8 protein-coding genes are annotated in these 8,432 nt (G+C 41.5%); 6 read left to right on the top strand and 2 right to left on the bottom strand.

The genetic code is table 11. The annotated features are described in order from the left end of the window. The first annotated feature begins 1,223 nt into the window (after positions 1-1,223). A complete protein-coding gene (gene polA, locus CDZ78_RS07770) occupies positions 1,224-3,938 on the top strand; it encodes a DNA polymerase I (protein WP_087869499.1) in 2,715 nt (904 codons plus the stop codon). A 263-nt stretch (positions 3,939-4,201) separates the two neighbouring features. Here the strand turns inward: polA and yihA are convergent, their stop codons facing one another. Beyond that, complete coding sequence (gene yihA, locus CDZ78_RS07765) at positions 4,202-4,801, bottom strand: ribosome biogenesis GTP-binding protein YihA/YsxC (RefSeq protein WP_087869498.1); 600 nt, start codon at positions 4,799-4,801, stop codon at positions 4,202-4,204. Between the two features lie 101 nt (positions 4,802-4,902). On the opposite strand from yihA, the gene CDZ78_RS07760 reads away from it, so the two are divergent. Continuing rightward, positions 4,903-5,610 (top strand): c-type cytochrome, encoded by a 708-nt coding sequence (locus tag CDZ78_RS07760; RefSeq protein WP_087869497.1) that lies wholly within the window; start codon positions 4,903-4,905, stop codon positions 5,608-5,610. Between the two features lie 34 nt (positions 5,611-5,644). Then, entirely contained in the window at positions 5,645-6,256 is a 612-nt protein-coding gene (locus CDZ78_RS07755) for a thiol:disulfide interchange protein DsbA/DsbL (protein ID WP_087869496.1), read from the top strand. Between the two features lie 174 nt (positions 6,257-6,430). Here CDZ78_RS07755 and CDZ78_RS07750 read toward each other — a convergent pair whose 3' ends face one another. Further along, positions 6,431-6,682, bottom strand: coding sequence for a hypothetical protein (locus CDZ78_RS07750; RefSeq protein ID WP_087869495.1), 252 nt, complete (start codon positions 6,680-6,682; stop codon positions 6,431-6,433). 81 nt (positions 6,683-6,763) lie between these two features. Between CDZ78_RS07750 and CDZ78_RS07745 the strand changes: the two genes are divergently transcribed. The 3 genes from CDZ78_RS07745 to CDZ78_RS23625 are packed head-to-tail and all read left to right on the top strand — an operon-like array spanning position 6,764 to position 8,263. Beyond that, entirely contained in the window at positions 6,764-7,228 is a 465-nt protein-coding gene (locus tag CDZ78_RS07745; protein ID WP_087869494.1) for an NfeD family protein, read from the top strand. 16 nt (positions 7,229-7,244) lie between these two features. After that, positions 7,245-8,090: an SPFH domain-containing protein gene (locus CDZ78_RS07740; RefSeq protein WP_087869493.1), complete on the top strand. Its 846-nt coding sequence runs from the start codon at positions 7,245-7,247 to the stop codon at positions 8,088-8,090. A gap of 38 nt (positions 8,091-8,128) precedes the next feature. Then, complete coding sequence (locus tag CDZ78_RS23625; protein WP_280175554.1) at positions 8,129-8,263, top strand: hypothetical protein; 135 nt, start codon at positions 8,129-8,131, stop codon at positions 8,261-8,263. Positions 8,264-8,432: the final 169 nt, after the last annotated feature.

Genomic DNA, 8,432 nt, shown 5'->3' with positions numbered 1-8,432 from the left:
CTGAAGTTTCCCAATAATTATTTATGGTAAAATTGAAACTATGCTACAACTATATGAAAAAAATAGTCTTTTCATTCGTTTCAAATGCTATTGCCTAAGGGGAATTAAGTAGGGGTTTGCTATAAACATGGCAAAACCACCTAAAATAAACCTCGATACACCAGCATTGTGTATTTCAGCTACTCAATAATTGGGAAACTTCAGTTAAAGAAATACCGAGCCTTATTAATAAGCTCTACAGTCGCCGGGGTCCTATCCTTTATGCTGATGGTATCTATAAGCTAGGGGGGATTTATGTCTTTGATGATTTTAATGAAATCCGAAACTTTGTGTAGCCCGTATGGAGCTTGCGGAATACGGGAAAGTGAGTGCGCTGCTCTTCCTGCATTCCGCATGCTCCATACAGGCTACATTGGAGCGTAGACTTTTGGGGTTTATTAAATCCGCATTCCTTAATAGTGTCGTCAATATGTATGATGGTAAAGCCGCAGGAATAAAAAAGGCTTCTATGCTGAAGTGATTCAGGATGAGCGAGTTTGTATCTTTAGTGAAAGGGCAGGTCTGTAAGCATTTTTACAGGTAGGTGAAGCAACGCTCAGTTACACAGATATCGGTGCAGGCGCTAAGGGCGAAACGCTAGTTTATGTTTTGAATAAGTCTAATAAAAAACAGAAGCTTGTTGCATTAATGGCCGAATATAAGCGCAGACATCAATAAACGGTACTATTAATATTTGATTAAAAGGGGCTGGTTGCCCCTTTTTTATGCCTACTTTTAGGTGGTTGTCGGGAAATAATAGTCCAGATTGCGCAGGAATTTTGTTCATCTTCAAAGCCTGCCCCGTACTTGATACGGGGGCTCGACTACAGGCGGATAGTTGCGCTATGTAGTAACTGTAGTCGCAACACCGAAGAAGGATAAAAAGACAAGTAAGCTGCTATATTCTTTGACAGAAATCACCTTAATATTGTTTTCAGAGACCAGGATTAAATATACAGAGCAGTTTGCTTTTAGTTAGATGATAAATCAGGGATAATTACTTTGTTTAAAATGAATATAACGGTGTCAGATGAGTGTTTATAAAACGAGTAAGAAGGTGAGATATATTACTTCCATTATTTTTGTGCTATTTATGACCTTTATTGTTGGTGGTTCTTACCTTTCCCAGCAAGAAAAAAGCAGGGCTGAAACGACGATTGACTCACTAAATAATTTTTAAGCTCATGCCAAAAAAAATGCTTCTGATTGATGGTTCCTCTTTTCTTTTTCGTGCCTATCATGCTGTTCCGCCTTTAAGTAATTCAGCGGGTATGCCTACCAATGCGATTTTTGGTGTGGCGAATATGTTGCGTCGGCTAATGAAAGATCACAATACTGAATATTTCACCGTAGTGTTTGATGCGCCTGGGGGCACGTTTAGAAATGAACTTTATAGTGAATATAAGGCACACCGTCCTCCTATGCCGGATGATTTAAGGGTGCAAATTGAACCCTTGCATGACTTGATTCGTGCCATGGGCATGCCACTTATTATGGAAAAAGGGGTAGAAGCGGACGATGTCCTGGGAGCTTTGGCTGAGCTTGCTGTTGCCGAAGGTTTTGATGTAGTGATATCAACCGGCGATAAGGATATGGCGCAACTGGTGACTGAACAGGTTACTTTAGAAAACACCATGTCTAATACGACGATGGACGTGCAGGGCGTTTTTGATAAATTTGGCGTAACACCGGTACAGATCATCGACTACTTAGCCTTGATGGGTGATAGCGCCGATAATATCCCTGGTGTGCCGAAAGTGGGGCCAAAAACAGCCGCAAAATGGTTAGCTAAGTATCAGACCCTGGAAAACCTGATGGCCAGTGCCGATGAGATTAAAGGTAAAGTGGGTGAAAGTCTGCGTGCCAGCCTTGCTGGTTTACCCTTATCAAAACAATTGACTACCATCAAGTGTGACCTGGGATTGTCGTATCAGATAGAGGATCTGCGTTGTATTCCGGTTGATAATGGGGATCTTCGAGAGCAGGTTGATGCTCTAGGTTTTTCTGCCTGGGCAAAGGTATTACAAAATGCGTCACCAGTTCAACAGTCAGAACCTGTTGTTGAAGAGCCCGCTGTATCTGAATCAAAAGAGTCGGAATATACAATGATTCTGAGCTGGGAGCAGTTTGAGTTATGGCTGGAAAAATTAAGGGCTGCAGAGCTCTTTGCCTTTGATACCGAGACCACCAGCCTTGATTATAGCGAGGCAGAAATTGTCGGCGTATCCTTTGCTGTCCAAGAGGGTGAAGCGGCTTATATTCCTTTGGCGCATGAGTACCCTGATGTGCCAGAACAGTTACCCAGAGCGGAAGTTTTACTGCGGCTAAAGCCTTTATTAGAAGACCCTGAACAGGCGAAAGTGGGCCAAAACCTAAAATATGACAGCAATGTACTGGCTAATTACGACATAGCATTACAAGGGATTGCGCAGGACACCATGTTAGAGTCCTATGTGCTGAATAGCACGCTAACCCGACATAATATGGATGACCTGGCGAAAACCTATCTGCATCGAGCAACTATACATTATGAAGATGTCGCGGGCAAAGGGGCGAAACAGATTGGTTTTGCTGAGGTGCCGCTAGAGCAGGCAGCACAATATGCAGCAGAAGATGCAGATATTACTCTAGCCTTGCATCACTGCCTGGCGCCAAAACTGGCCGAGCATCAGGCATTAGATGAGCTATATAAAAATATTGAGCTTCCGGTATTAAATGTATTGTCTCGTATGGAACGCAATGGTGTATTGATAGATAGCGATATGCTGGCTCAGCAAAGTATGGAGCTGGCAAATCATATTATGGCGATTGAGCAGCAGGCGCATGAGTTGGCAGGACAGAGTTTTAATATTGCTTCGCCCAAGCAAATTCAGCACATATTATATGATCAATTACAGCTCCCTATTTTAAAGAAAACACCGAAAGGCCAGCCCTCAACAGCAGAATCAGTGCTACAGGAGTTAGCTGAAGAATATCCTTTGCCTGAATTGATTTTAAAGCACCGAAGTATGAGTAAGTTGAAATCAACTTATACTGACAAATTACCACTGCAAGTTAGTAATACAACAGGGCGCGTACATACATCGTATCATCAGGCAGTTGCAGCAACAGGGCGCTTATCATCCTCTAATCCTAACTTGCAGAATATCCCGGTGCGCAGTTCCGAAGGGCGGAGAATTCGACAGGCTTTTATCGCTCCTGAAGGTTATAAAATTGTCGCAGCAGATTATTCGCAAATCGAATTACGTATTATGGCGCATTTATCAGGAGATAAAGGCCTGTTAGACGCTTTTGCCAAGGGGGAGGATATTCATAAGGCAACTGCAGCAGAGGTGTTTTCGGTTAACCTGGAGCAAGTTACTGTGGACTTGCGTCGTTCGGCTAAGGCTATTAACTTTGGCTTGATTTACGGTATGTCTGCTTTTGGTCTAGCTAAGCAGTTAGGGCTTGGGCGTAAACAGGCTCAGGAATATATTGATTTATATTTTTCCCGTTACCCAGGGGTTAAACAGTATATGGATGATACCCGTGAATTAGCTAAACAGCAGGGTTATGTCGAGACCTTGTGGGGGCGGCGATTGTATCTGCCCGAAATTCATTCTAAAAATGCAGCACGTAGACAGTATGCTGAGCGAACAGCGATAAATGCACCGATGCAAGGTAGTGCGGCTGATATTATTAAGCTGGCAATGATTGCCACGGATGTATGGTTACAAGAAGAGCAAGCCGATGCAAAAATGATTATGCAGGTGCATGATGAGCTAGTATTTGAAATAGCGGAGAGTAAAGTTGAGGAATACAGTGCTATGATCAGGAAACTTATGACGGAAGCCGCTAAATTAGATGTTCCCCTATTAGTGGATATTGGTGTAGGGATAAACTGGGATGAGGCGCATTAATTGGGCGATTTTCCGGGATTAATTCCGCTTTGTCTGGTGCACAGGTCTTTAGAGGCTGTGAAAATATTAAGTGTAGGCTGGGTTGAGGAACGAAACCCAGCTTACAAATATAGCAATATTTATAACAAAACGAATACTTTCACAGTCTCTTTAGGAGTGAGGATATTATTAAATCCTTGCTCCTTAGCCCGTATTTTAAAAGGCGGACTAAAGATCCGCACCCCACAGTTGATCAAGTTGTTTCGTACACGTTCCTGTCATAATTATTCAGCCTCAAACCAACTATCTAATAATTGGTGAATATCATCTATGCCGCTACGTTTTAATGCAGAAAATAATTGCAGTGTGACAGATAAATCCTGATCCTCTAATTCCCGTTGTACTTTAAGCAAAGTATTTTTGGCAGCACCATAGTTCAATTTGTCAGCTTTGGTTAGCAAAATATGCAGAGGCTTTTTGCTATAGTCGCACCATTCAATCATTTGCCAGTCAAACTCCGTCAAAGGGTGACGGACATCCATAACCAGAATAATGCCATATAAGGACTCACGCTCGCGTAAATATGACTCCATCAAGGCATGCCATTGTTGCTTAACTTTCACCGGAACCTTGGCATAGCCGTAACCCGGCAGGTCAACGAAGCGTAACTCTTCATTCAGCGTGAAAAAATTAAGTAGTTGTGTGCGACCTGGAGTTTTACTTGTTCGTGCTAAAGATTTTTGTCGGGTTAAGGTGTTCAAAGCGCTGGATTTTCCCGCGTTAGAACGCCCTGCGAAGGCGACTTCCCTGCCTGCGTCAACAGGTGCAGAATTTAAATCTGGGGCGCTAAGGGTAAATTTAGCCTGATGATAGAGAGGGTTCATGCTTAACTCGTGTAGAGGGATTAAATAAATTGGAGTAGAATTCGGTATACTATTGTACATAAATTACTTTATGTTTATCTTAATTCCGAGAGGGGAATCAAATGAAGAAAGGTTTAATAACGCTTGCCGTATCGTTTGCTTTACTTAATATGCCGGGTCTAGTGCAGGCTAGTGGGGATATTAATGCAGGTCAGGCAAAAAGTTCATCGTGTATCAGTTGTCATGGTGAAAAAGGCAATAGTATGATGCCCCTATTTCCAAAATTAGCCGCTCAAAACACAGGTTATCTGGTTAAGCAAATGCAGTCCTTTAAAGACGGCTCACGTGTTGATGCAACAATGAGTGCAATGGTTTCGGGTTTATCTGAGCAGGATATACAAGATATTGCAGCTTTTTATGCAGCACAGACAGTGACAGTGAATGCTGCACCACAAGTAAACCCGGATGACCTGGATGATATTGATGATAACCAACAGCTAACAGCAGCTGAAAAAAAGGCAGCCAAGAAAGCCTTACAAGACGAACAAGGCGCTTTGATGGCTATGGGGTATGACGTTTATCGTAATGGTGATCTAGATAATGAAATATCAGCGTGTATCGCCTGCCATGGTCCTGAGGGAGAGGGTAATGAGCCTGCTTCATTTCCTGCTTTAAAGGGTCAGCATGCTGACTATTTAATAAAAACCCTAACTGACTTTAAAACGGATGCACGTAGTAACAACCCAGATAACATGATGCATATGATTGCTAAGAAGATGACAGAAGATGAAATTAAAGCAATCTCTTATCATGTCTCAGTGATGCAATAAAACGTAAGTGATTAAGTTTAGGAATGGAAATAGTATGTTAAAAAATATCATTAAAACTGCTTTGTTAAGTTTGTTTGTTTTTGCCAGCGTAAGTTTTGCCGCGGGGAAAGGATATAAGGATTTATCAGCAACACAGCCTACTCAAGATCCGGCAAAAGTCGAAGTGATTGAGTTTTTTTGGTATGGCTGTCCGCACTGTTATCAGTTTGAGCCAGCATTAGACGAATGGAAGGCTAATTTGCCCGAGAATGTAACATTTATACGTCAGCCTGCGGTTTTTAGTGCGGTATGGGCAAAACACGCGAAAGCATATTTTACAGCGGAAGTTTTAGGTGTAGTTGATAAAGTTCATGCTGATTTCTTTCTTGATATACAAGTCAAAAAACAGAAATTAACCAGCGAAGAGGATCTAGCTGTATTTTTTGTTGCGCATGGTGTTGATAAAGCAGCATTTCATGATGCTTATAACTCTTTTATCGTGGACACTAAGATGCGTCAGGCAAAAACGATGGGACCACGTTACGGAATAACAGGTGTGCCAGCGATTGTTGTTAATGGCAAGTACCTGGTTAATGGCAAGACCGCAGGTTCACATGGCGGGATGATCAAGGTAATGAACGAGTTAATTGCTCAGGAAAGTAAATAGGTAGAGCGAACTTTAGAGACTGTGAAAGCCTCAACATAATTCCCCTCCTTAGTTAAGGAGGGGCTAGGGGAGGTTGGATATATAAAAGATAGAATACTTTCACTGCCTCTTTAGTCCGCTTTTCCGTATTACGCAAGCTTCATACGGGCTATGGCTAAAGCTCTGATTCTCGGTTTATTTAACTAAATCAGAAGGAATTTCTGTGGCAGCAGGCTTTTCGCCTTGAACTACTTCGGATAAAGGTGCATTCTGCCTGTTTCCCTCCCCAAATAAAATCGCGGCTGCCATTAGCATTATGCTTGAAACAGCGACAATAACATATCTGTTCGGCCGCTCCATCCAGAATAATAGCCATTTTGGTTTGATTAAACCTATTATTAAAATTCCAACTGATAAAATAAGTAAATTAAATGCCCAGATAATCATGCTTTTTTCCTGTAATGAATAAGTATGTGTATATTGTACTGATTCGGGTATGAAATAAAATAAATATTAAAAGGAACTGAAATGTTTGAGTGGTTAAATGCAAATATTGCCTACTGGCACTGGCTTATATTCGGCCTATGTCTGGCATTGGCAGAAATTATGTTAGTCAGTTTTGTAGCGTTATGGTTCGGCTTAAGTGCGATTCTTGTTGGTTTATTATTACTTATCTACCCATTTTCATTTACCCTGCAACTATTAATCTGGATAATTTTATCTATTATTATCGTTTTTTCGTGGTTTAAGTGGGTATCACCACATTTTAAAAATAAAACCTTTTCGGGTATGGCGCGCGAAGGTATGATTGGTCAGGTTGGTGCAGTAATTGAGTATAATTCAGTTCATGAGGGGCGTGGTACTTTACGCTTTCCGGCTCCCATTCTAGGTAATGATGAATGGCAATTTATCTGTACTGATAGAGTTGAGTTAGGAGGCCGCGTTATCGTGCGCGAATTTTCGGGTAATACGCTGATTGTTTCAGCAAAATAACAAGTGAGGATTTAATATGGAAGGTTTATCTGTTGTTGGAGTTTTTGTAGTATTAGTGATTGTAACGGTTATAAAAGGGGTGCGAATTGTTCCTCAGGGCTATAAACATATCGTACAGCGGTTAGGGAAATATCATTCCACATTAACGCCTGGACTGAATTTTGTGATTCCTTATGTCGATTCTATTGTGGATCGGTTGACGACTAAAGATATAGTGCTGGATATCCCGTCACAGGAAGTTATCACTAAAGATAATGCCATGATTATTGCCAATGCCATTGCCTATATCAATATCATTTCACCTGAAAAGGCCGTTTATGGTGTAGAAGACTATGAGCTGGCGATAGTAAAGTTGATTCAAACTTCACTCAGAGCAATTATTGGTGAAATGACCTTAGATGATGCGTTATCTTCTAGAGATCATATTAAAACAAAGTTAAAAGATGGTATTTCTGATGATATCGCTGACTGGGGTATTACCCTTAAAACAGTAGAAATTCAGGATATTAATCCGTCGACAACCATGCAAGCCTCGATGGAAGAGCAAAGTGCCGCAGAACGAGAACGTCGAGCGGCAGTCACGCGTGCAGAAGGAGCTAAACAGGCAGCCATACTTGAGGCTGACGGTCGCTTAGAAGCTTCGCGCCGCGATGCGGAAGCGAAAATTTTACTGGCTGATGCCAGTGGTAAAGCGATTGAAAGTATTACCGCCGCGATTAAAGATAAAGAACTTCCAGCAACCTATTTATTAGGTGAGAAATATATAGAAGCCATGCGTGAATTATCAGAATCTGATAATTCTAAAACGATAGTCTTGCCGGCCGATTTACTGCATGCAGTGAAAGGTATTCTGGGTAAGTAAACTGTGTAGTACTGTACTTATTTTTTACCATGAAGGACATGAAGATACTGAAGGGAATAGAGCAGGATTATCTTCAAGTCCTTTATGGTGAAAACAAACAAGATGGTTCAAGATGGTTGGACGAAGCCGCTATCGCGGAGAAAAACAGCTTCACCCCTAAATTTATAGTGTAACCTCATTGCCTGTTATCTGCATAACAGGTTAATTTGTAAGCTCATTTAACTAGCAAAAATGAGGTTACCCTGTTATGACACCATCGATAGAGCTTCAATTCAACCATTATTATACCCAGCACTGTAAGCATTTAAAGCTTCAAGGCCTGCAACCCAAAACCATTGATGC

It is taken from the genome of Bathymodiolus platifrons methanotrophic gill symbiont, assembly GCF_002189065.1.
Taxonomy (GTDB): domain Bacteria; phylum Pseudomonadota; class Gammaproteobacteria; order Methylococcales; family Methylomonadaceae; genus Methyloprofundus.
Note: the sequence above shows the minus strand (reverse complement) of the source record. Positions and strands in the feature narration are given on the sequence as shown.